A 22065-nucleotide genomic window follows, 5' to 3' on the forward strand; every position below is an offset into this window, starting at 1 on the left:
CCGGGCCCACTCAACCCCCTTCCGCTCTTGTCGGCCCCCCACCACCCACCGCGACGAGGGGTGCACCGAACGTGAGTCCACTTAGGACAATCGCATCACCCTTATGTTGCAACGGTACAGCGCATGTCCGCGCTGCTCACGGGGTATTCGTTGATCCCTGACCCCGGCATTCGCCGCTCACACGCGAGGGAGTGGTTGTGATGGCACACGTGCGTCGTCTGGTCGACGTTCACACCGGTGACGAGTTCGATCAACCGGTTCCCTTCGGGCTCGTGTACCCGGTGTGCACAGCGGACGGCGAGGCCCCTCCCAGCCAGCGCGGCCGGACGTGGGAGCACCTGATCGCGAGCGACCGGGAGCTGCGGCCGGTCGTCTGAACTTCGGGTGGTTTCAGCCCGCCTCGCGTGGGTACTCGGCCCGGCAGGCGTCAAGCAGTCGGCGCGGAGACTCGGCTGTGGAGGCGGGCGATGACACTCGACGACATGTCGCGGCAGCAGCTGCGCGTGACCGCGTTGGAGAAACTGGACAACGCGGTCTGCACGGCACTCACGAACATCGAGGCGGACGAGGCCCGCAAGGTCCTGAGCGCGGCCGTCGCCGACTGCGCCGCGACCGACGCGGTGGCTCCGCCGCAGGTCATGGCCTGTGTGGAGGCCGCGGACGAGCACCTCGGGTACGGCGAGCGGATGGAGGCGCGGACCCTGCTGACGGTCGCCCACCGGCTGCTCGCGCGGGGGCCGCGGCCGATGGTGGTGCCCAGTCCGGCTCGGCCCGGTGACGTGACGCTGGAGGCGAGGACGGGCCGCGGCCGCTGACGGTGGCGGTCCGTCCAGGCTCGGCGGCGTGACACCGCGGGCGAGGCTTCACGTGGCCTTGCCCGCGGCGCGTGCACTCACCACCCGCACGCTCTTCAGGTCCGGATCGGCCGGGTCCGGCAGCTCCATCCCGGCCGCGAGCCCGCTGCGCACGTAGTCCAGCACCTCCTGGGTGATCACCTCGCCGGGCAGCACCGCGGGCGCACCCGGCGGGTACGGCGTGATCATCTCGGCCGAGATCCGGCCCGCCGCCTGCTCGGCCGGCACCTGTTCCACCTCGGCGAAGAACGCGTCGCGCGGCAGCATCGCCGTCTCCAGCTGCAGGTCGGACGGCGAGGGCAGGTCGACCGGCTTGGGGGTGGGCAGGTCGGCCCGCGTCAGCGCGCGCAACGCCTCGATCAGCACGTGGGCCGTGCGGTGGTCGTCGGCGTGGGTGAACTGGGCGACGACGCGCCGGTGGTCGGACAGGCCGAGGGTGACGCGCCGGTGCTCGCGCAGCCAGTCGGTGGCCTGGTAGCCGCTGATGTCCAGCCCGGACACGTCGATCACCATCTTCAGCGGGTCGACGGAGTGCACCAGGTCGCCGAACTCCATGACGTGCAGGCCCGGCAGCTCGTCGATGGCGGCGCGGGTCGACTCGGCCAGTGCCAGCGCGGCGGTCAGCATGGGCTCGCCCTGCTCCACCATGTGCCGGCGCCAGCCGTCGAGGGTCGCGTACACGAGCGAGGTGGGGCTGGTCGTGCCGAGCAGGTCCTCGCGCGCCTTGAGCACCAACGGGTCGACCAGGTCGCCCTGCAGGTGGAACACGGAACTCTGCTCGACCGCGGCACCGGACTTGTGCACGCTCGTCACGACCACGTCGGCGCCCGCGTCCATGCCCCACGGCGGCAGGTCGGGGTGGAACGGCAGGTGCGCGCCCCACGCCTCGTCGACGATCAACGGCTTGCCGAACGAGTGGCACACCTCGGCGATCGCGGCGATGTCACCGCACGTGCCGTAGTCGGTCGGCGTCACCAGCAGCATGCCCTTGGCCTCGGGTTCGGCCTCGAACAGCTCGCGGACCTCCTCCGGCGACGGCGGGTGCGAGAGGTGGCGTTCGGCGTCCCACCGCGGACTGATCCAGACCGGACGGACACCGCTCAGGATCAGGCCGGACACCACGGACTTGTGCGCGTGCCGCGGCACGATCAGCTTCTCGTGCGGACCGGCCACCGACAGCATGGCGCTCTTGACCGACAGCGAGCTGCCGCACGTGGAGAAGAACGCGTGCTCGGCGTTGACCGCGTCCGCCATCAGCTCCTGCGCGTGCTCGACGACGCCGCCGCGCATCAGCCGGTCGTCGAGGCCGTTGAGCGCGAGGACGTCGGCCTCGAACACCTCCTTGCCGAGCACGTCGAGAACGCGGGGGTCGACGCCCCTGCCCTGACGGTGTCCCGGCGGGGTGAACGGCACGTAGCCGCGCTCGCGGAACTGCTGCAACGCTTCCAGCACTGGTGCCCTGCTGTGGTCCATGACGGTGGAGTTGCCAGAACGGCGGCGTCTCGAACATCACCGCAGCAGAGGTCGCACGAGGTCGTGGATGTGCGCGGACGGTTCCAGGCCCAGCTCGGCGCGCAGCCGCGTGCGGTAGCTCTGGTACTGGCGCACGGCCTGCGCCGGGTTGCCGTCGGCCAGGTGCAGCTCGACCAACGTCCGGTGCGCGCTCTCCCGCAGCGGGTCGGTCTGCACGGCGGCGAGCGCGGCCTGGTGGGCGTGGTGGTGGTCGCCGCACGACCGGAACCTGTCGCTGAGCGTCTCCAACGCGCGCAGCCGGGCCTGCCGCCACCAGTCGCGCTCGACCTGCACCCACGGCTGCCACCAGCCGGGCAGCAGGTCCGCCTTGAGCATCCCGACGGCGTCCGGACTGGCACCCGGCGACGCCGCGAACGCGCACGCCTGCCGGAAGTCGACCTCGACGTCGGAACCGAGCGTGAGCGTGTCCTCGCTGACCACGACCAGCGGTTCCGGCGGTTTGACCAGCCGCCACAGCGACGACCGCAGGCACGCGCCGGCCCGCCGGGAGGTCGCGTCCGGCCACAGCAGCGTGGCGGCGACCGGGCGCGGCACCGGGGTGTCGCGCAGCGCCAGCAGCGCGAGCAGCCGGCGTGCGCCGGGCACGACGTGGACAGGTGTCCGGTCGCAGTCCAACCGGAAGCCGTCGAGCAGCTGGAGGTGCAACCGCGTCATGGCGGGCGAGTGCCCGGTCGTTGCGCACTCACACACCTCGCCGACGAAATTGCTCCGTCCTGACCAGCGGCGGTGACGCGGGGGTGGCGCCCGCGTGCCGGAGCCGAGCCGTTCGGGTCACGTCGGCTGCCTAGCTTCGCGGTGAACCCCCGAGCAAGGGAGAGCGAGATGTTCCTGCACACCAGCAGGTTGCAGTTCGAGGCGAAGCCGGACCGGCCGGACGCGCACTACGCGCGCAAGCTCCAGGAGCTGATCGGCGGCGCCTTCGGTGAGATGACCGTGACCATGCAGTACCTCATGCAGGGCTGGAACTGCCGGATGGAGGGCAAGTACAAGGACCTGATCATGGACGTGGCCACCGAGGAGATCGGCCACGTCGAGATGCTCGCGACGATGGTCGCGCGGCTGCTGGAAGGCGCGCCGTCCGAGGTGACCGCGCAGGCGGTGGACGACGACCCGGTGGTCGCCGCGGTGATCGGCGGCATGGACCCGCAGCAGGCGATCGTCAGCGGCGGCGGGCCGACGTTGTCCGACAGCAACGGGGTGCCGTGGAACGGCCGGTACGTCGTCGCGAGCGGCAACCTCATGGCCGACTTCCGCGCCAACGTCGCGGCGGAGGCGCAGGGCAGGCTGCAGACCGCGCGGCTCTACAACATGACCGACGACAGCGGCGTGCGCGACATGCTCAAGTTCAACCTCGCCCGCGACACCCTGCACCAGAACCTGTGGCTCGCGGCGATCGAGGAGCTGCAGGAGGACGGCCTCGAAGGCCCGATCGCGCCGAGCGCGCTGTTCGACGAGGAGTACGCCGAGCACGCGAGCGCCATCTGGCACAACTCCGACGGGCCCGCAGGTGTCGAGGGCGGCTGGGCGTCGGGCACCGCACCGGACGGCGTGCACGAGTTCACCTACAACATGAAGGCGGAACCGTTGGGGGACAAGGCGTCCGCGCCGAAACCCGATCCGCTGCTGTACGCGACCAGCCCGGCGAACCTCGGGCTGATCGAGAAGGCCATCCGCAAGCTCACCTGAGGAGGACCGGCAGATGGTCGGCATCACGGTGCCAGCTCGCGTCCGGTCGGCCGCGGTGGTCATGGGTCCCGCGTTCGTCGTCGCGGTCGCGTACGTGGACCCCGGCAACTTCGCGACGAACATGGCGGGCGGCGCGGCGCACGGATACCTGTTGTTGTGGGTGATCGTCAGCGCGAGCCTGCTGGCGATGTTCGTCCAGTACCAGTCGGCGAAGCTCGGCATCGTGACCGGCCGCAACCTGGCGGAGCTCTGCCGCGAGCACTACCCGCGGCCGGTGACCGGACTGCTGTGGGTGCAGGCGGAGCTGGTGGCCGTGGCCACCGACCTGGCGGAGTTCGTGGGCGCGGCGGTGGCGCTGAACCTGTTGTTCGGCGTGCCGCTGCTGCCCGCGGCCGGCATCACCGCCCTGGTGTCGTTCGGCATCCTCGCGCTGGCACCGCTGCGGCGGCGCCGGTTCGAGTCGGTGATCATCGGCCTGCTCGCGATCGTGCTCGGCGGGTTTCTCTACCAGACGCTGAGCCTGGGCCCGTTGACCGGCGCGGCGGCCGGGCTGGTGCCGGGGTTCGCCGGGGTGGACAGCGTGTTGCTGGCCACCGGCATGCTCGGCGCCACCGTCATGCCGCACGTGATCTACCTGCACTCGGCGCTGACCCAGCGGCACCACCGGCCCGGCGACGTCCGGGACGTGCTGCGCGCGAGCCGCACCGACATCGCCGTCGCGCTGGGCATCGCGGCGGTGGTGAACGTGAGCATGCTCGTGGTCGCCGCCGGTGCGTTCCACCAGGCCGGTGCGCCGCGGGAGTCGTTGGAGGACGTGCACTCCGGGCTCGGCCAGCTGCTCGGGCCGGGTGCGGCGCTGGCGTTCGCGCTGGCGCTGCTCGCGTCCGGGCTCGCCGCGTCCAGCGTCGGGACCTACTCCGGTCAGGTCGTGATGGAGGGGTTCCTGCGCCGCCGGATTCCGTTGTGGCTGCGGCGGTTCGTGACGATGGCACCCGCGCTGGCGGTGCTCGCGTTCGGCGTCGACCCGACGAAGGCGTTGGTGCTGAGCCAGGTCGTGCTGTCGTTCGGCATCCCGTTCGCGTTGGTGCCGGTGGTGCTGCTGGCGCGGCGGCGGGACGTGATGGGCGCGTCGGCGAACCGGCGCGGGGTCACGGCGGCCGGTGCGGTGGCCGCGTTGGTGATCTCGTCGCTGAACCTGTTCCTGCTCGTGCGGACGGTGGTGGGCTGATGGTCGCGGCGGTGGTGCTGGGCATCGGGATCGGGGGTTTCCTCGACGGCATCGTGATCCACCAGCTGCTGGGCTGGCACCACATGTTGTCCGGCTGGTATCCGGCGGAGGACATGCGGCTGATGATGGTGGGGGACGGGCTCTTCCACCTGCTGTGCCTGGTCTTCGTGCTCATCGGGGTGGCGCTGCTGAACCGGCGGGCGCCGTTGCGGGAGAGGGTGCTGCTGGGCGGGGTCCTCGCCGGGTGGGGCGTGTTCAACCTGGTCGAAGGCGTGGTCGACCATCAGGTCCTCGGTGTTCACCACGTCCGTCCAGGGCCGGACCAGCTGGCCTACGACCTGGCGTTTCTGGCGTCGGGATTGGTGTTGCTGGTGTTGGGCGCGGTGTTCGCGGGTAGTCGTGCGATGTGGAAATCGAGCACGAGGTGACCAGACGAGAGTCCAGCCTGCTGGCGAGCTTCTCCGACTACCTGGAGGCGCAGCGGCTGGTGGACCGGATGTCCGACGACGGGTTCCCGGTGGAGAGCGTGCGGATCATCGGTGACGGTGTCCGCACGGTCGAGCAGGTGACCGGACGCATGACGCGCGGCAGGGCGGCGGCCGCCGGCGCGGCGAGCGGTGCGTGGTTCGGTGTCTTCATCGGACTGCTGTTCGGGCTGTTCACCGCCGGGGCCGCCTGGGTGCCGCTGCTGCTCGTCAGCCTGGTGATCGGCGCCTTCTGGGGCGCGGTCTTCGGGTTCGTGGCGCACTGGAGCACGCGCGGGCAACGGGACTTCTCCAGCGTCATGACGTTGCAGGCGCAGCGGTACGAGGTGCACGTCGACCAGGCGATGGCCGCTCGGGCGGCTCGCTACGTCCTCTGAGGCCCATGCAGACCTTCCTCCCCTACCCGGACTTCGCCGCCACGGCCCGAATCCTGGACCGTCGGCGGCTCGGGAAGCAACGGGTCGAGACGCTGCAGGTCCACCGCGCGCTGGTGGTGCCGGGGCACGGGTGGCGGCACCACCCGGCGGTGCGGATGTGGGCGGGGTACGAGGAAGCCCTGGTGCGGTACGGACTTGAGATCTGCGCGGTGTGGCGTGCCGCGGGCTTCCTCGACACCTGCGAGGCGACCATGCGGTCGGATCTCGCGCGCGCCAAGGACGTCCTGGTGGTGCGCACCCAGGACGAGCTCGCCGCCGCGGGCGAGCTGCCGCACTGGCTGGGCGACGAGGAGTTGCACCGCAGTCACCAGTCGGCGTTGGTGCGCAAGGATCCTGAGCACTACCAGCGGTTCTTCCCGGACGTGCCGGACGATCTTGGCTACGTGTGGCCGCCGACGCTCACCCGCACCGTGAACCCGTCCTCGTCGCGGCCCATCGACACGTAGTCGCAGGTGCGGTGCAGGATCCACAGCCCGAGCCCGGCCGAGCGGGTGGCCGTCGTCGGCATGAGCCCGGCCAGCGGGTCCGCCGGGCCCGAGCCCCGGTCGGTCACCGTCACCACCACGCGCGAGTCGTCCGTCCACAACCGGAACCGCACCGGCGCGACGCCGTGGCTCAGCCCGTTGGTGACGATCTCGCTGGCCGCGTAGACGACGTCGTGCGCGCCGTCCTCGCTGAGCCGCACACCCGCGATCGCCGCGCTGACCGCCTCGCGGACGGCCGCGGGCGTCGGGTCGACCAGGCAGACCTGCGGCGGCGCCTGCTCCAGCACGTCCGGGACCGGTGCGCTGAGCGGCAGGCCGTCGCCGAACTCGGGGCTGGGCAGGTGCTCGCCGGACGCCGTCGCGATGTACTCGTGCGTCCGGACGACGTCGGTGAGCACCTCCGGCGGGGTGATCCTGGTGTCGTACGGGCACAGACCCCACAGCGGGAACTCGGCGTACGCCTGGTTGACGGCGTTCTCGTAGCGGCCCCACCAGTCCCACGGCACGCCGAAGCCGGGGTGCGGCACGTCACCGATCGCGTGGATCCGGGTCGCGCCCGCCTCGGCGTGCTCGCCGAAGATCGCGCGGTAGCTCGCGATCGCCTCGGCCGGCCGGGCGTACTGGTCGGCACCGGGCAGATACGTCACGGCGTCGTCACTGAGCGCATCGCGCAGCAGAGCGGTGTTCTTCTCGGCGCACGCCACCAGCGTCGGCTGGCCCGCGCGCAGGCCGCCCTCGACGAACGGCACCGCGATCGCCAGGAAGTCGTCGTCCGAGCCGTAGAACGCGGTTTCGTGGAAGAAGCCCGTCATCGGGCCTGCTCCCCGACGATGGCGTCGATGACACCGGAGGTGCACATGACGCCCGATCCTACGCTCGTCGTCATTGGTCCATCCGGGCGAACCTGCGGGCAAGCCCGCGGTTCGGGACGCGCCAGTCCGCAGGCACACGGGAACTGCGCTACGGTCTGGGCGGGTTGAGCAGGCAGCCCGTCCGACGGGTCGTGCCGACCCCGCAGGGAGGCTGCCCAGTGCACATCGACTCCGTTCCTTTCGTCACCAGCAGCGAGAGCGTGGGCGCCGCCGTCGTCGTGCGCGTGGCCGGTGAGCTGGACTGCACGACCGCCGACGAGCTGTCCGGCTGCCTGGACGGGGCGGTGGACTCGATCGCGCCGCCGGCACCCGTGGTGGTGGACCTGACCGAACTGCGGTTCCTCGGTGCACAGGGCATCGGGATGTTGCTCGACCATCAGGACACGTGCCTGCGCAGGGGGAGTGCGCTCGTGGTCGTCGCGAACACGGCGGCGGTGCTGCGGCCGTTGGAGGTGCTGGAGCTGACGGAGGTGCTGGGCGTGCGGCCGTGCGTCTCGGCAGTGCTGACACCGGAGGGGTCCGGGCTCGCCTGACCCGTCCACAGAGGACTCGGAGGAGTGGTGCCCACCGACGACCCGTCGTTCGTCATGCTCGCGGACCTGCTCGAGGCCAGCCATCTCATCACCCTGGAGCAGGTTCCCGGGCTGGTCGAGCGATGTGCCGCCACGGCGGGGTTCTCCGAGGTGCTGATCCTGCTCGCGGACCTGCGGGAGGAGAAGCTGGTCGCGCTGCACCCCGACGGGGTGCGGTCGCTCCCGGTGGACGCGAGCCTCGCCGGCCGGTCGTTCCGCGACGTCACGCTCATCGTGAGCCAGCGGGGCGAGGCTCGGCACTTCTGGATCCCGCTGCTGGACGGTACCGAACGCATCGGTGTTCTCGGCGTCACCGCGCCGGACGAGGAGAAGCCCACCGTGCGCCGGTTGCGGGCGCTGGCGTCGCTGGTCGCGCTGACCCTGGTGAGCAAACGCCCGCACAGCGACACCTACCAGCGGCTCGTGCGCACCCGGCCGATGACGGTCGCCTCCGAGGTCGTGTGGCCGTTGATGCCCCCGCTGACGTTCGCCACGGACAACCTGGTGCTCACCGCCGTGCTGGAACCCGCGTACGAGATCGGTGGCGACGCCGTCGACTACGCGATCTCCGGTGACGTCGTGCACCTCTCCATGTTCGACGCGATGGGCCACGACCAGTCCGCGGGCCTGACGGTCGCGCTCGCGACGGGCGCGTGCCGCAACCACCGCCGTCGCGGCTACGGCCTGGTCGACACCAGCGTCGCGGTGGACGAGGTGATCGGCGAGCAGTTCGGCGGCCTGCGGTTCGCCACCGGGGTGCTCGCCGACCTCGACTACCGCACCGGCCGCCTGAGCTGGGTGAACCGCGGCCACCCGCCGCCGCTGCTGATCCGCCAGAGCCGCTGGCTGCGTCAGCTGCGGTGCCGTCCGGCGCCTCCGATGGGCTTCCGGCTGCCCGGCACGCCGGTGTTGTGCCACGAACAGCTGGAGCCCGGCGACCGCCTGCTCTTCTACACCGACGGCATCGTCGAGGCCCGCGACCCGCAGGGCCGGGAGTTCGGCCTGCGTCGGTTCGCGGACTTCGTGATCCGCCGCGAGGCCGACGGCTGCCCGGCGCCCGAGACCCTGCGCCGCCTGATGCGGACCGTGATGGAGCATCAGCGCGGACGGCTGCAGGACGACGCGAGCGCTCTCCTCGTCGAGTGGCAGCACGATCGCGAGCAGTCGGTGGTGGCCCATCACAGCATCGGCGGCATGGACCGGTAGCTCTCGGAGTAGTAGTCACCCGTGCGGCGCCGGTAGTCCTCGGGGTCGGCGTCCGCGTCGTACTCGGGCGCGTTCTTGATCTGTTCCTTCGTGCGGTCGACGTAGACCTTGCGTTCCTCGCGGTCCACGCGCTGCACGGTGCCGACCGGAAGCACGACGGTGCGACCGAAGATCCACGGGCCGGTGGAGATCATCAGGCAGTCGTCGGGCACTTTCGCGTTGTTCTCGTCGATCTTGCCGATCTCGCCGTCGGTGGCCTCGACGTGGTAGCCGATCAGGCCGGTGTCGGGGCGTCGCGCGAGCTCGTCGCGGTCGGGTCCTTCCGTCCAGGACGGGTCCCTCCACACCCACGGGACGAACGGGACCGGTTGCATCACCATCACAAGCCTCCCTGGGAATCCGGACGTTCAGCGGTCGGTCCGCGTCACGTCGTCGAGCACCAGCGACAGGCCGATGCCGAGCATCCACACGTCCTTGGCGAGCGTGATGCCCTGCTCGGTCGGCCAGATGCTGCCTTCGCGCCGCATTCCCGGCGTCTTCGCGTACAGGCCGAGCAACGCTCCGGCGAACCCGGTGAGCGCGAGGCCGGCGACGGCCGCGGGCACGAACGGCAGCAGCAGCGCGGCACCGGTCGCCATCTCGCCGGCGGCCAGCAGCGCGGTGAACCGCTTCGCGTCGATCTTGCGCAGCACCGGGTAGGTGCTCGCGGCCCAGCCGTGCAGGCGTTCGGCCGTCTCCTGGTCGGCGGCGCGCTTGCCGAGCCCGGAGTGCAACACGAACGCCCCGGCCGCGGCGCGCGCGGGCAGCTGCCGCAGGAGCGAGCGGCTGATCATGTCCTGACCTCCTCGGTGACGGTGCACACCGGGTACCCGAAGAAGAGGCTCCGAACACCGGTGTCCTGCCGCGCACGGGACGGCGGCGCGATCATTAGGCTTCAGTCATGTCCCGCCCGAGACCTGACGACGCGCACGCTCTCGGCGAGCTCATCGCCGAGTTGCGCGCGCTCAAGGTGTGGGCGGGCAACCCCTCGTTGCGGCAGATGGAGAAGCTGTCCGGGCTGGCCCGCAGCACCCTGGCCGACGCGCTCAGCCCGCGCCGGAAGACCGCGCCGGCGCTGGAGGTGTACCTCGGACTGCTGCGGGCGTTCGGCGTGCGGGAGGACGAGACCGGACCGTGGCTCGCCGCGTGGCGCCGGGTCCAGGCCGAGCCGGCGCCGCGCGGCCAGTCCGGTTCCGGTGTGGTGCCGCGTCAGCTGCCCGCGGTGGTGCCGGGTTTCACCGGGCGCGCCAAGGCGTTCAAGGAGCTGACCGCGCTGCTGGAAGGCGGCAGCAGGCTCGCGGTCGTGTGCGGGATTCCGGGCGTGGGCAAGACGGCGCTGGCCGTGCAGTGGGCGCACCAGGTGGCGGCCAGGTTCCCGGACGGGCAGGTCTACCTGGACCTGCGCGGGTACTCGTCCGGCCCGCCGGTCACCGGAGACCAGGCGCTCGCGCTCGCGATCCGGGCGTTCGGCGTGCCCGGTGAGGACATCCCGTTGCAGCAGGACGCGATGGTCGGCATGTACCGGTCGATGACGTCCGAGAAGCGCGTGCTGGTCGTGGTGGACAACGCGCCCAGCGCCGCACACGTCCGTCCGCTCGTGCCGGGCGGACCGGGTTGCATGACGGTCGTGACGAGCCGTGACCGCCTGGCCGGGCTCGTGGCCAGGGAGGGCGCGCACCGGCTGGAGCTCGGCGTGCTCACGCCGGAGGAGGCACCGGCGGTGGTGATCAGCGTGCTGGGCGCGGAACGGGCGCTGCGCGAGGAAGCCGCCGTCGACGAGCTCGTGCGGCTCTGCGGTTACCTGCCGCTGGCGTTGCGGATCACGGCCGCGAACCTCGCCGACCGTCCACATCAGACGATCGCCGAGCTGATGGCCGAGCTGACCGCGGGCGACCGGCTCACCGCGCTGGAGATCGAGGGCGACGCCGACGCCGCGGTGCGCACGACGTTCGACCACTCCTACGCGACGCTCGACCCGGTGGCGCGGACGTTGTTCCGCCGCATGGGGATGGCGCCGGGGCCGGAGCTGCCCACGCGAGCGGCGGCGGCGTTGCTCGGCCGCCCGGACGCCGACGCCGCTCTGCGCACGCTGGTCGCCGCGCACCTGGTCGAGGTCAGGGCCGCCGGGCGGTACGGACTGCACGACCTGCTGCGGCTCTACGCCCGTGAGCGTTACGCAGCAGAGGAAAGCGCGGACGAGTCGATCGAGCGCCTTTACGCGCAGTACCTCGACATGGCTGTTGCCGCGGCACGCGCGGTGCGTCCGGACTTCTCGGTGCTCGCGTCGGTCAGCCCACAACACACGTTCGCGAACGCCACCGAAGCGCTGCAGTGGTTCGACACCGAGCGCGCGACCCTGGTGTCCCTGATCGAACAGGCGGGCGCGCCGATGGCGTGGCTGCTCACCGACGCGTTGCGCGGCTGCTACTGGTTGCGCCGCCACACCGCGGAATGGCTGGCCGTCGCCCACGTGGGCCTGGCCGCCGCCGAGGGCGACCCGAGCGCGTCCGCCGCGATGCACCTGTCGCTCGGCACCGCGCACTGGGGTGCGGGCGACCACCACGCGGCCGCGCGGCACTTCGAGCAGGCGGTCGCGTTCAGCCGGGCCGCGGGCGACCGGTTCCGCGAGTTCAGCACGCTCGGCAACCTCGGCGGTGTGCACGCCGAGCTCGGGTCGCTGGAGGAGGCGGCCGACTGCTTCCGCCGCGAGCTGGCCTTCTACGCCGAGATCGGCGACACGGCCCGGCGCGCGCGTGCGCTCGGCAATCTCGGTCTGACCGAGATGCGGCTGGGGCACCTGGTCGAGGCCGCGGCGAACCTGCGGCTGGCCGTGGAGCTGCGCGAGCGGATCGGCGAGACCCGGTCCGCCGCGAACTCGCTGGGCGCGCTCGGTGTCGTGCACCGCTACCTCGGCGAGCTCGACCAGGCCGCGCACTTCCTGCGACGGGCCCAGCAGCTCAACCACGACCACGAGGACCGGGTGAGCGAAGCCGCCGCGCTCGACGACCTCGCCCGCGTCCACCGCGACGCCGGCCGGCCGCAGGAGGCGTTGCGGTGCGCGGAAGAGGCGCTCTCCCTCGCCGCGGGCTCCGGCCGGGTCGAGATCGACGCGCTGATCACGCTCTCCGCTCTGCGCGGCCGCCGCGACGACCTGCGGCGGGCGTGGCGGATGGCGGTGGCGATCGGGTACGGGCCCGGCGTGGCGGACGCGCTGGTCGAGCTGGCCTGGCTGGACCTCGCGAGCGGCGACGCCGAGGCCGCGGTGAGCAACGCGACAGAGGCGTACGAACGTGCGTCCGCGACCGGTCAGAGCATTCTCGCCGGCCTTGCGCTCGTTGCCCTGACCAGCGCACATGAGGCTCGCGGCGACACCTCCGCGGCGGCGGACGCACGGGTGCGTGCGGCAGAGGTGCTGCAGAGCGCCGGATATCGAGGCGTCCGGGATCGTCCGAACGGCTTGTGAGCGGCCACGGCGCTTGATACATCCGTGGTCGAAGGGGGACTCATGAAGAAGATGACTGCGTCGGTGACGGCTGCCCTCGTTCTGGGCGTGCTCGTCGCACCGACGGCCGAGGCCACCACGGATCCGGTGTACGACCCGGGTTCGTCGGTTCCCAGCAGGTTCAGGTTCGGGCCGTCGAAGGCCGGCGTCGGCGAGGCACTGGCCTCCGGCTGGTTCGTCGAGTACAGCGTGTCGCTCGGCGGGAATTCCTACGTCAAGGACCTCGCGGACGACGGCATGGACACCAACCTGTGGGTGCAGTACGGCAAGACGCAGAGCTACACCTACACCGAGCGGGTCGCGACCGCGTCGGGTGCCGGCGTGAGCACCCCGGTCACGTGGAGCTCGCCGGCGGACCTGCACGTCGACTTCATCCGGGTTCGGGTGTGCTTCGGTGCCGGTGAGGTCGACTGCTCCCAATGGGCGGGCTGACCGGGCTGTCCGGATCCGTCCGGGCCTGTCCGAGCGTCTTCCCCGTTCAGAGGCCTGAGATCACGCTCGGGGAGTGCTGAATCCGCTGAAGCGCGGCCGGTCCGGCCTGGGGGTCTGGACCGGCGGCGGCACCACCGTTGCCCGACCGGCGATCGTGAGTCTGCCCAGGAGCAGCTGACCGCGATGAGTTTCGCCCGCCCACTCGGTCCACCTCTCGAAAGGGGTGGGCCGAGTGGATCTGCACAGCGTGATGTGCGTGAGTGACCTCGCCAGGTCGTTGGGGTGGTACGAGGTCTTCTTCGGACGGGAGGCGGACGAGGTCATCGGCCAGGAACACCTCTGGCGGGTGGGGGAGAACGCCCACGTCGTGATCGACGCCCGTGACGTGCGGGCGGCGCGGGTGGGCGGCTCCACGATCACGTTCGGGGTGAGCGGGGCCGAGCTGTCGCGGGCGCTCGCCCGGTTCACCGAGCACGGCATCGCCTGCGGACCGGTGGAGACCTACGCCAACGGTGTCCGGCACGTCGAGGTCCTCGATCCGGACGGCAACAGCCTGTCGCTGGCCGCCCTGCCGTGATGCGCACCTCCCGGTGTTTGCACGTAGAGTCCGGGAGGTGACCGACGAAAACGTGCTGGGCCGCATCAACGAGCTGGTCGAGGAGGAGCACCGCCTGCGCGAACGCGTGGTGGCCGGCGAGATCTCCAGCGCCGAGGAACACGACCGCCTGCGTGCCCTGGAAGAGGCGCTCGACCAGTGCTGGGACCTGCTGCGCCGGCGTCGCGCCGCCCGCGCCCAGGGCGAGGACGCGGACGACGTCCCCGCGCGCTCGGTCGGCGAGGTCGAGGGCTACCTGCAGTGAGCTCGCGCCCCTCAAGCCCCCGGCGCGTTCGCTGTCGATGAAGGGCGCCTTCATCGACCTGAGGTGGAGTAAGGCGCCCTTCATCGAGCACCAGGAGACTTGGTGTCGCGGAAGATGATCCAGCGCATCACGCTGTACATGAACGCGGCCTCGCACGCGCCGGCGACGACGCGGGACAGCAGGTACTGCACGCCGATCGCGGTGAGCGCGCTGCCGACACCCAGGATGAACGCCAGGTAGTTGATCAGAATCGCCACCGCGTACAGACCTGCCTGCGGGCCGACCGGGGCGTGCGAGCGGAAGTTCAGGGCGCGGTTGAGCACGAAGCTCAGACCGAACGCCAGGACGTACGCGACCGTGAACGCGATCGGCACCGGCAGGCCGAGGCCGCCGCGGAACAGGGCGAGCAGCAGCAGGTCGAGGCCGAACGTGCACCCGTTGATCAGCGCGAAGCCCAGGAAGCTCGGCGCGACGACGCGGGACAGTCCGAACGGCAGCCACCTCACGACGACTTCCATCAGCGCGTGGAACCGCTGTCCGAGGTCCTTTTCGTTGTCGCTCAAGGTGGTGTGCTCTCCGCCGGTCATGGCGCGACAGTGTCACAACGGCGTAGGCGGAAACCCGCGAACAGGCCACCGTCCGCAGGTGTTCGGTTGTTGTTCACCGCAACGGCCTCTGGGATCAGCGGTTCACCGCGCGCCACCGCGTCGGGCTCATCCCGTGCACCTTGCCGAACGTCCTGGCGAAGTAGCCCGCGTCCGGGAACCCCACCTGCCGCCCGATGTCGCTCACCGGCAGCTCGGTGACGGCCAGCAGCCGTCGTGCCTGCACCATCCGCCGTTCGGTGATCCACTCCTGCACGGTCCGGCCGGTCCGCCTGCGCACGGTCGAGGTGAGGTGGCCGGGGGAGATGCGCACCGCGGCCGCGACTTCGCGCAGTGACAACGGTTCGGGGTAACGCCGCTCGATCACGTCGAACACCTCGGCGAGCAGCGGTTCGGCGTTCTCGCGCAGGTCGCCGACCACGTCCGCGGCCAGCCGGGACACGCCGACCAGCAGCAGGACCAGGTGCGCGGACACGGCCTCGCGGAAGCCCTCGCGGCGGTGCGTGAGTTCGTCTTGCAGCGCGTGGATCCTGGTGATCCAGTCGTCCCGGTCGGGCACGGGCACCTTGAGCCGCAACGCGTTTCTGGCTCCGCCGTGGACGAACGGGAACAGCAGCGGGTGCGTGCGCCACGCGAGGTGCGCGCCGGGCGTCTCGGGTCCGAGCGCGTCGGCGGTGAAGAACACGCCCCAGCCCCGGGCGTCCACGAGGTCGTCGCTGTCGGCCTTGCCCGTGACGTCGCCGGGAGCGATCACGAACAGGTCGCCCGCCTCGACGTGGCGGACCTGCTTGCCGACGCGCATGATGCCGCCGTCGGCCGCGAAGTAGGCGACGCCGGGGAAGTCGTGCGAGTGGGCCTCGTGGGCGCCGTCGATGTCGGCGTCGTGCCCCAGTGACAGGACCTTCACGGCCAGCTCGCCCGGCGACGGCAGCCACCGGTAGGTCGGCGGCTGGTCCCCGCTCAACGGCGTTCGTCGAATCTGCACCGTCAGATCGTCCCATTCAAACCACGGATCGGCGCAGAAACCTTGCTGCCAGCGCATTCAGAATGGGGGCATGACCGAAACATCGTCCCAGGAACGGGACTACCTGCCGGGCATGGGCAAGCACCACCTGTTGCCGTTCTACGACCTGCTGCACCGGGTGTCCGGGCTCAGTGCCGTTCAGCGGGAGATGATCGCCTTGGCCCGGCTGCATGGCGGCCGGCGGGTGCTGGACGTGGGCTGCGGAACCGGGAACCTGTTGCGCGCCACCGGGAAAAGGCACCCCGACGTCGAGCTCGTCGGCGTGGACCCGGACCTGAAGATGCTCGCCAGGGCGGAGAGCAAGACGCGCAGGGCGGGCGTGAAGGTGCGGCTGGACCGCGGGTTCGCACAGGAGCTGGCGTTTCCCGACGACTCTTTCGACGTCGTGTTCTCCAGCCTGATGCTGCACCACCTGGACCAGGCGTCCAAGGACGAGATGCTGGCCGAGGTGCGCCGGGTGTTGCGCCCGGACGGGGTGCTCGTGCTCGCCGACATCCGTCACGAGGCGGCGGGTGAGCGGATCGCGGCGGCCGGGTTCACCGTCGAGCCGGCGCGGGTGCGGAAGCTGCGGATGTTCCCCGCGGTCGGCATCGAGGTCGCGAGAGTCCACTAGCGACAGGTCCATTGTCGACCGATTGAAGGTGCACGATGTTGCTTGTGCGCCAACAGTTCCGGTAATTCGCGAACTTGCCGAACGGGGTTGGGTTCTGCTCTACGCTGCCCGCCGTGACAGATGCGACGGGAAGCCTGGTGGCGCATCGCTACCGGCTCGTTCAGGTGATCGGCACCGGCGGCATGGGCCGGGTCTGGCTCGGTCGTGACGAGGTCATCGGCCGTGAGGTGGCCATCAAGGAGCTGCTGCTGCCCGCCGGTCTGGACGAGCAGCAGCGGGCGTTGCTGTGCCGGCGCGCCATGCGGGAGGCGCAGCTCGCCGGGCAGCTGAACCACCCCGGCATCGTCACCGTGCACGACGTCGTCGAGTACCACGGCACGCCGATGATCGTGATGGAGTTCGTGCGCGGCGGCTCGCTGTCCGACGCGATCAAGGCCAGGGGTGCGCTGCCGGTCGACCAGGTCGCCCACGTCGCGAACGCGATGCTGAGCGCGTTGCGGGTGGCGCACCAGGCCGGGATCGTGCACCGCGATCTCAAGCCCGCCAACGTGTTGCTCTCCGGCGACCGGGTCGTGATCACCGACTTCGGCATCGCGCGGCTCACCGGCGACGTCCCGCTGACCACCGACGGCTCGATCGTCGGCACACCAGCGTACATGGCGCCCGAACAGGGCACCGGCGCGCCCATCACGCCCGCGACCGACATGTGGTCGCTCGGCGCGACCCTGTACGCCGCCGTGGAGGGCAGGCCGCCCTACCAGGGCCAGGACTTCATGACGACGCTGTCGACGCTGCTCACCCAGGAGCCGCCGCCTCCGGTGCGCGCCGGGCGCCTGTCGTCGTTGCTGGGCGGCCTGCTGCGCAAGAACCCGGCCGAACGCGCGTCGGTCGACCAGGCCCTGGCGTTGCTGGCGGGAGCACCGGTCGTGCTGCCGGCACAGGAATCCGGTGTCAGCAGACGCACGTTGCTGCTCGCGGGCGGCGGCGCTCTCGCGATGGCCGGCGGCGGCACCGCGTGGTGGCTCAGCTCGCGCAGGACCGCCGGAAACGGGGCGGAACTGCCGTCCTCGAACGAGACGAAGCTCGCCAACTCCGAAGTCGGTTCCGAGAAGCCGACGACGTCATCGGCCGGGAAACCGGAGGACATCACCGAGCACGTCCAGCTGTCCGACCACAAGGCGACCGTCACGTCGATCGCGTGGAGCCCGGACGGCAAGGTGCTCGTCAGCGGCGACGACGGCCTCGACGGCGCCGTGGTCCGCATCTGGGACACCGCGACCGGCAAGCTGATCGGCACCGTCCAGAACCCGGACGGCCCCGGCGGTGCCTCGTCGTGCGCGGTGGCGATCAGCCCGGACGGCAAGATCCTCGCGGCGGGCGGCAACCGCACCGGCGACAGCACCACGTACCTGTGGAACCTCGCCGACCGCACGCAGATCGGCACGCTGGAGGACGCCAGGGCGATCATGCAGGCCCTGCGCTTCCACCCGGACGGCAAGACCGTCGTCGGCCTGACCCACACCGGCGGCCTCAAGGTGTGGGACGTCGCCACGCGCAAGGTCAAGATCGGCCTGACCGACGCCCACGGCGGCGACGACCTCACGTTCAGCCCGGACGGCAAGCTCCTGGCCTACGGCGGCACGAAGTACCAGGAGATCAAGCTCGTCGACCCGGCGACCGGCAAGACGGTCAGGACCATCAACGACTCGTCCGCGAGCGGTGTGTCGTTCTCCCCGGACGGCAAGACCCTCGCGGTCCCGGACGACGACGGCACCAACAGCCTGCAGCTCTGGGACGTGGCGACCGGTCAGAGCAAGGCGGTCTTCGACCGGACCGAGGGCGACGACATCATCACGAAGACCCTCTACCACCCGGACGGCAGGACGCTCGCGACCTGGGGCCACGGCAACTCCGTGCAGCTGTGGGACGTGGCGACCAAGTCGGTGCGCGCCAACGTCATCGGCGCCGGCGGGAAGATCGAGACGGTGGCGTTCGACCCCAAGGGCGAGCGGATCGCCTGCGCCGGTGAGGACAAGTCGATCCGGATCTGGAAGCTGGGCGCTCGATGAAGGGCTCCTTGCTCCACCTGGTGTGGATGAAGGGCGCCTTCATCCACGTCGCCGCGAGCCTGCCCGCGAAGGTCGGCGCAACGCGTCGCCGCTTGAGTTCCTGGCATTGCACCGGGGGTCGATGAAGGAGCCCGATCGACGGCGAGTGGTGGCAGGGCGTTGACTGAGCGTCACACACCCGTCACAGATGCGGTGATCAGGGGCAACCCGGGGTTCCTAGCGTCAGGCGCCATGACGGTTGATGACGTGGCGGAGCGGGCGCCGGCGCTCGAAGCGTCCAAGGAGACGCTGGAGGACTACACCCTGCGGTTCGCGCCGCGCACGTACCGGCGCTGGACGCCCGCGGTGGTCGGGGCGTCGGCGCTGGGCGGGATCGCCTACATGGCGGACTTCTCGATCGGCGCCGGCATCGGGCTGACGCACGGGACCGGGAACGCGCTGCTGGCCATCGGGTTCGCGGCGGTCGTGATCTTCGTGACCGGGTTCCCGCTGGCCTACTACGCGGCGCGGTACAACATCGACCTCGACCTGATCACCCGCGGGTCCGGGTTCGGCTACTACGGGTCGGTGCTCACGAGCGTCATCTTCGCGAGCTTCACGTTCATCTTCTTCGCGCTCGAAGGCTCGATCATGGCCCAGGGCCTGCGGTACGCGCTCGGGCTGCCGTTGTGGCTGGGGTACCTGACCTCGACGCTGATCATCATCCCGCTGGTGATCTACGGGATGAAGGTGCTGGCGAAGCTGCAGAGCTGGACGAACCCGTTGTGGCTGCTGCTGATGGTGGCGCCGCTGGTCTTCCTGATCGTGCAGGAGCCGGACTCGGTGCGGCGGTGGCTCTCCTACGGCGACAACGGTGTGAGCACGGCGGCGGTCATGCTGGGCGCCGGGGTGTGCCTGTCGTTGATGGGGCAGATCGGCGAGCAGATCGACTACCTGCGGTTCATGCCACCGCGCACGGCCGAGAACAAGAAGGCCTGGTGGACCGCGACCGTCCTGGCGGGGCCCGGCTGGGTCGTGTTCGGGGCGTTCAAGCAGGCGATCGGCGTGTTCATGGCCGTCTACGTGCTCGACGCGGTGGGCGCGGTCGCCGCCGTGGAGCCGATCGAGCAGTTCACCGGGGTGTTCAAGCAGTTCATGCCGCCGTGGCTGGTGGTGCCGCTGGCGCTGGTGCTGGTCGTGCTGAGCCAGGTGAAGATCAACGTCACCAACGCCTACTCAGGTTCGCTGGCCTGGACGAACTCGTTCACCCGCGTCACCAAGCGGTATCCGGGACGTCTGGTGTTCGTACTGGTGAACCTCGCGATCGCGCTGGTGCTCATGGAAGCCGACATGTTCAGCTTCCTGAACAAGCTGCTGAGCTTCTACTCCAACTGCGCGATGGCCTGGGTCGTCACGGTCGCCACCGACATCGCGATCAACAAGTACGTGCTGAAGCTGTCGCCGAAGCAGCCGGAGTTCCGGCGCGGCATGCTGTACGCGGTCAACCCGGTCGGCGTCGGGTCGTTCCTGGCGTCGTCGATCCTGTCGATCTCGGTCTACTTCGGACTCTTCGGGGCCGCGATCCAGCCGTACTCACCGCTGGTGGCGGTCGGCATCCCGATCGTGCTGACGCCGCTGCTGGCCGTCGTCACGAAGGGTCGCTTCTACCTGCGGCGCACGGACGACGGCATCGTCGAGCCGGTGCTGGACGAGACCGGCAACCCGAGCGGCACGCGCTACGACTGCGTGGTGTGCGGGGAGTCCTACGAGCGGCCGGACATGACGGCGAGCGCCGCGGGCGGCACGATCTGCTCGCTGTGCCTGAGCACGGACCGGGAGGGTCTGCACGTGCTGCCCTGATCGGGCAAGATCGGGCGCCATGCAGGAACTGGCGTTGCTCGCCGTCGCGGGCGTGCTGATCATCGTCGCGGTGTCGTACTTCGCCCCGAAGCTGGGGGTGGCGGCGCCGGTGCTGCTGGTGCTGGTCGGGATGGGGTGCAGCCGGCTGCCCGGCGCTCCGCACGTCTTCGTCGAGCCCGCGGTGATCCTGACGGTCGTGCTGCCGCCGATCCTGTACTCGGCGGCGGTGAACGTGCCGGTCGTGGACTTCCGGCGCAACTTCGCCAGCATCGGGGCGCTGTCGGTCGTGCTGGTGGCCCTGTCCGCGTTCGGCACCGGGCTGCTGCTCTGGTGGCTGGTGCCGGACCTCGGGTTCGCGGCCGCGCTCGCACTGGGCGCGGTGGTCAGCCCGCCGGACGCGGTCGCGGCCACCTCGATCGGCAAGAAGCTCGGCCTGCCGCCCCGGCTCGTGACGATCCTCGAAGGCGAAGGGCTGGTCAACGACGCGACGGCGCTCGTGCTGCTGCGCACCGCCATCGTCGCGATCACGGCCAGCGTCTCGTTCGCCGGCGCCCTGGGCGACTTCGCGTTCGCTGTGTCGGTGGGCGTGGTGATCGGGGCGGTGGCCGGCATCGCCACGGTGTGGGTGCGCTCGCGGATTCACGGACAGCCGGTCCTGACCACCGCGATCTCGTACGTGGTGCCGTTCCTGGCGTTCATCCCGGCCGAGGAGGTGCACGCGTCCGGCGTGCTCGCCGTCGTGGTCGCCGGCCTGATCACCGGGCACCTGAGCGCGCGCAAGTTCGCCGCCCACGACCGCGTCTCCGAACGGACGAACTGGCGCACGATCCAGCTGTTGCTGGAGAACGGCGTCTTCCTGCTGATGGGCTTCGAGCTCACGTCGGTGGTCAGCGACGTGGCGAAGGAGGGCCTGGCGCGCACGCTCGTGCTCGGCCTGCTGGTGACGCTCGCCCTGATCGTGCTGCGCGGCGTCTTCGTGATCCCGTTGATCGCGCTGCTGCGCCATCGGCAACGCCGTTCGGAAGCGCTCGCCGACAAGATCGAGTCCTTTCTGGAGCGCGTCCTCGCACGAGGACCTCGTCCCGGCCGCGAGAAGCGGTACGACCTGGGAGTTCGCGCGCTGCAACGCAGACAGGCCGATGTGGCGTTCCACACCAACGAGGGACTGAGCTGGCGCGGCGGCGCGGTGCTGGCGTGGTCGGGCATGCGCGGTGTCGTGACGCTGGCAGCAGCCCAGACGTTGCCCACCGACCTGCCGTACCGGCCGGAGCTGATCCTGATCGCCTTCACGGTCGCGATCGTCACGCTGGTCGTGCAGGGCGGCTCGTTGCCGCTGGTGATCCGGTGGCTCGGCATCCGCGGCAACGACGACGAGCACGAACGCCGCGAGTACGCGCGCCTGGCGGGCGAGTTGATGGCGGCGACCCACAGCTTCCTGGGCAACCCGGACCTGTGCCGCGAGAACGGCCGCGAGTTCGACCCCGGGCTGCTGGAACAGACGAGGGCACGCACGCTCGCCATGAGCGAGGGCGTCGAGAAGATGTTCGTCGAGCAGGACCAGGACAGCACGCTGCACCAACGCCGTGAGCTGCAACGGATGATGACGGAGGCCCAGCAGAACGCCCTGCTGGAGGCGCGTGCGGGCGGCACCTACGCCTCGCGCACGCTGGAGCGCGCCCAGAGCTTCATCGACGGTCAGGCGACCCGCTTCTTCTGACTCCGGC

24 protein-coding genes are annotated in these 22065 nt (G+C 70.7%); 17 read left to right on the plus strand and 7 right to left on the minus strand.

Annotated elements, in window-relative coordinates; translation table 11 throughout:
- Positions 1–200: 200 nt before the first annotated feature.
- Both ABZV40_RS32455 and ABZV40_RS32460 read left to right on the plus strand, forming a co-directional pair.
- Positions 201–377 carry a hypothetical protein gene (locus ABZV40_RS32455; RefSeq protein WP_355450118.1) on the plus strand — a complete coding sequence of 59 codons (177 nt, stop codon included), beginning with the start codon at positions 201–203 and terminating at the stop codon, positions 375–377.
- A gap of 90 nt (positions 378–467) precedes the next feature.
- The gene (locus tag ABZV40_RS32460) at positions 468–815 is read left to right on the plus strand and encodes a hypothetical protein (protein ID WP_355450120.1); all 348 of its coding nucleotides are present in this window, start codon (positions 468–470) and stop codon (positions 813–815) included.
- 48 nt (positions 816–863) lie between these two features.
- Here ABZV40_RS32460 and ABZV40_RS32465 read toward each other — a convergent pair whose 3' ends face one another.
- Both ABZV40_RS32465 and ABZV40_RS32470 read right to left on the minus strand, forming a co-directional pair.
- Entirely contained in the window at positions 864–2327 is a 1464-nt protein-coding gene (locus ABZV40_RS32465) for an ornithine decarboxylase (RefSeq protein WP_355450123.1), read from the minus strand.
- Positions 2328–2363: 36 nt separating this feature from the next.
- Positions 2364–3041 carry a bacterial transcriptional activator domain-containing protein gene (locus tag ABZV40_RS32470; RefSeq protein WP_355450126.1) on the minus strand — a complete coding sequence of 226 codons (678 nt, stop codon included), beginning with the start codon at positions 3039–3041 and terminating at the stop codon, positions 2364–2366.
- Between the two features lie 168 nt (positions 3042–3209).
- Here ABZV40_RS32470 and ABZV40_RS32475 point away from each other — a divergent pair, with 168 nt between their 5' ends.
- The 5 genes from ABZV40_RS32475 to ABZV40_RS32495 are packed head-to-tail and all read left to right on the plus strand — an operon-like array spanning position 3210 to position 6669.
- Positions 3210–4073 carry a manganese catalase family protein gene (locus ABZV40_RS32475; RefSeq protein ID WP_355450129.1) on the plus strand — a complete coding sequence of 288 codons (864 nt, stop codon included), beginning with the start codon at positions 3210–3212 and terminating at the stop codon, positions 4071–4073.
- Between the two features lie 13 nt (positions 4074–4086).
- Positions 4087–5301 carry an Nramp family divalent metal transporter gene (locus tag ABZV40_RS32480; RefSeq protein WP_355450132.1) on the plus strand — a complete coding sequence of 405 codons (1215 nt, stop codon included), beginning with the start codon at positions 4087–4089 and terminating at the stop codon, positions 5299–5301.
- The gene (locus ABZV40_RS32485; RefSeq protein ID WP_355450134.1) at positions 5301–5729 is read left to right on the plus strand and encodes a DUF2243 domain-containing protein; all 429 of its coding nucleotides are present in this window, start codon (positions 5301–5303) and stop codon (positions 5727–5729) included. The genes ABZV40_RS32480 and ABZV40_RS32485 overlap by 1 nt, the downstream gene beginning before the upstream one ends.
- Positions 5726–6163: a general stress protein gene (locus tag ABZV40_RS32490; RefSeq protein ID WP_355450137.1), complete on the plus strand. Its 438-nt coding sequence runs from the start codon at positions 5726–5728 to the stop codon at positions 6161–6163. Before ABZV40_RS32485 ends, ABZV40_RS32490 begins: the two co-directional genes overlap by 4 nt.
- 5 nt (positions 6164–6168) lie before the next feature.
- On the plus strand, positions 6169–6669 hold the full coding sequence (locus ABZV40_RS32495; protein ID WP_355450139.1) for an MSMEG_6728 family protein: 501 nt from the start codon (positions 6169–6171) through the stop codon (positions 6667–6669).
- On the opposite strand, the gene ABZV40_RS32500 is transcribed toward ABZV40_RS32495, so the two are convergent.
- A complete protein-coding gene (locus tag ABZV40_RS32500; RefSeq protein WP_355450142.1) occupies positions 6603–7520 on the minus strand; it encodes a sensor histidine kinase in 918 nt (305 codons plus the stop codon). The two genes, ABZV40_RS32495 and ABZV40_RS32500, sit on opposite strands and share 67 nt — an antisense overlap.
- Positions 7521–7738: 218 nt before the next feature.
- On the opposite strand from ABZV40_RS32500, the gene ABZV40_RS32505 reads away from it, so the two are divergent.
- On the plus strand, positions 7739–8113 hold the full coding sequence (locus ABZV40_RS32505; RefSeq protein ID WP_355450145.1) for an STAS domain-containing protein: 375 nt from the start codon (positions 7739–7741) through the stop codon (positions 8111–8113).
- A 27-nt stretch (positions 8114–8140) separates the two neighbouring features.
- Entirely contained in the window at positions 8141–9358 is a 1218-nt protein-coding gene (locus tag ABZV40_RS32510) for a PP2C family protein-serine/threonine phosphatase (RefSeq protein ID WP_355450147.1), read from the plus strand.
- Here ABZV40_RS32510 and ABZV40_RS32515 read toward each other — a convergent pair.
- The gene (locus ABZV40_RS32515) at positions 9331–9738 is read right to left on the minus strand and encodes a PRC-barrel domain containing protein (protein ID WP_355450150.1); all 408 of its coding nucleotides are present in this window, start codon (positions 9736–9738) and stop codon (positions 9331–9333) included. The two genes, ABZV40_RS32510 and ABZV40_RS32515, sit on opposite strands and share 28 nt — an antisense overlap.
- Before the next feature lie 27 nt (positions 9739–9765).
- Positions 9766–10191 (minus strand): hypothetical protein, encoded by a 426-nt coding sequence (locus tag ABZV40_RS32520; protein WP_355450153.1) that lies wholly within the window; start codon positions 10189–10191, stop codon positions 9766–9768.
- A gap of 107 nt (positions 10192–10298) precedes the next feature.
- On the opposite strand from ABZV40_RS32520, the gene ABZV40_RS32525 reads away from it, so the two are divergent.
- The 4 genes from ABZV40_RS32525 to ABZV40_RS32540 all read left to right on the plus strand — a co-directional run bounded on the left by ABZV40_RS32525 (position 10299) and on the right by ABZV40_RS32540 (position 14191).
- Positions 10299–12860, plus strand: a complete 2562-nt coding sequence (locus tag ABZV40_RS32525; RefSeq protein WP_355450156.1) for a tetratricopeptide repeat protein — start codon at positions 10299–10301, stop codon at positions 12858–12860.
- A 42-nt stretch (positions 12861–12902) separates the two neighbouring features.
- The gene (locus ABZV40_RS32530) at positions 12903–13331 is read left to right on the plus strand and encodes a hypothetical protein (RefSeq protein ID WP_355450159.1); all 429 of its coding nucleotides are present in this window, start codon (positions 12903–12905) and stop codon (positions 13329–13331) included.
- 250 nt (positions 13332–13581) lie between these two features.
- Positions 13582–13908 carry a VOC family protein gene (locus tag ABZV40_RS32535; RefSeq protein ID WP_355450312.1) on the plus strand — a complete coding sequence of 109 codons (327 nt, stop codon included), beginning with the start codon at positions 13582–13584 and terminating at the stop codon, positions 13906–13908.
- A gap of 37 nt (positions 13909–13945) precedes the next feature.
- Positions 13946–14191 (plus strand): DUF2630 family protein, encoded by a 246-nt coding sequence (locus ABZV40_RS32540; RefSeq protein WP_355450162.1) that lies wholly within the window; start codon positions 13946–13948, stop codon positions 14189–14191.
- A gap of 80 nt (positions 14192–14271) precedes the next feature.
- On the opposite strand, the gene ABZV40_RS32545 is transcribed toward ABZV40_RS32540, so the two are convergent.
- Positions 14272–14709 (minus strand): GtrA family protein, encoded by a 438-nt coding sequence (locus ABZV40_RS32545; RefSeq protein WP_355450315.1) that lies wholly within the window; start codon positions 14707–14709, stop codon positions 14272–14274.
- A 163-nt stretch (positions 14710–14872) separates the two neighbouring features.
- On the minus strand, positions 14873–15781 hold the full coding sequence (locus ABZV40_RS32550) for an AraC family transcriptional regulator (protein WP_355450165.1): 909 nt from the start codon (positions 15779–15781) through the stop codon (positions 14873–14875).
- A 70-nt stretch (positions 15782–15851) separates the two neighbouring features.
- Between ABZV40_RS32550 and ABZV40_RS32555 the strand changes: the two genes are divergently transcribed.
- From ABZV40_RS32555 to ABZV40_RS32570, 4 genes are all read left to right on the plus strand, one after another.
- Positions 15852–16433 carry a methyltransferase domain-containing protein gene (locus ABZV40_RS32555; RefSeq protein WP_355450168.1) on the plus strand — a complete coding sequence of 194 codons (582 nt, stop codon included), beginning with the start codon at positions 15852–15854 and terminating at the stop codon, positions 16431–16433.
- Between the two features lie 113 nt (positions 16434–16546).
- Positions 16547–18502: a serine/threonine-protein kinase gene (locus ABZV40_RS32560; RefSeq protein ID WP_355450171.1), complete on the plus strand. Its 1956-nt coding sequence runs from the start codon at positions 16547–16549 to the stop codon at positions 18500–18502.
- A 231-nt stretch (positions 18503–18733) separates the two neighbouring features.
- Positions 18734–20341, plus strand: coding sequence for an allantoin permease (locus ABZV40_RS32565; RefSeq protein ID WP_355450174.1), 1608 nt, complete (start codon positions 18734–18736; stop codon positions 20339–20341).
- 19 nt (positions 20342–20360) lie between these two features.
- Complete coding sequence (locus tag ABZV40_RS32570) at positions 20361–22058, plus strand: sodium:proton antiporter (RefSeq protein WP_355450177.1); 1698 nt, start codon at positions 20361–20363, stop codon at positions 22056–22058.
- Positions 22059–22065: the final 7 nt, after the last annotated feature.

This window comes from Lentzea sp. NPDC004782, assembly GCF_040609115.1.
Lineage (GTDB): Bacteria > Actinomycetota > Actinomycetes > Mycobacteriales > Pseudonocardiaceae > Lentzea.